A 516-nucleotide genomic window follows, 5' to 3' on the forward strand; every position below is an offset into this window, starting at 1 on the left:
CCGTCGGATCGGCACAGCACGACGGCGATGGGAAGTTTCAACAGCGAGAACCGCATGTATGCCTCCAATCGCATGAGTCGCACGATTGCGTGATTGAGAGCGCCGACGTACCGATCCACCGGATCATTTGCCCTGAGGAGGGACGACCTGCCCGCATCGGACTTGCCGTCCGGCAGCACACTCAGCGCAATGATGTTCTCCTTCAAAAAGCCGAGGACACCGTGCATGTTTTGCCAGCTCCACAGCAAATAGGCAGGCACGATTTCCAACACGAAAAACGAGGGCGGTATCCAGAGGCGGAACAGGCCCAGCAGCAAAGCGCTGATCCCGAAACAGATGCCGACAAAAGCGACGGCCACGAGCGGTGCTGCTTTTGGTGCCCTGTCGAACGCAAAAAACACCGACCACATTGAAAGTGCCAAGGATAGGTACAGCACCCATGGCGACGCCCCCAGGATGTAGCGGCCTTGCTGCAGCGCGTCGATGGCGCTCGCGTGGACTTCCGTTGAGGAGACC

At 58.9% G+C, this 516-nt stretch carries 1 protein-coding gene; it reads right to left on the minus strand.

Annotation, left to right across the window (positions count from 1 at the left end; all coding sequences use genetic code 11):
- On the minus strand, positions 1–516 hold a 516-nt coding region (locus QN397_RS26620; protein ID WP_323502521.1), incomplete at both ends, for a hypothetical protein.

It is taken from the genome of Variovorax sp. RTB1, from assembly GCF_035018765.1.
Taxonomy (GTDB): domain Bacteria; phylum Pseudomonadota; class Gammaproteobacteria; order Burkholderiales; family Burkholderiaceae_C; genus Variovorax.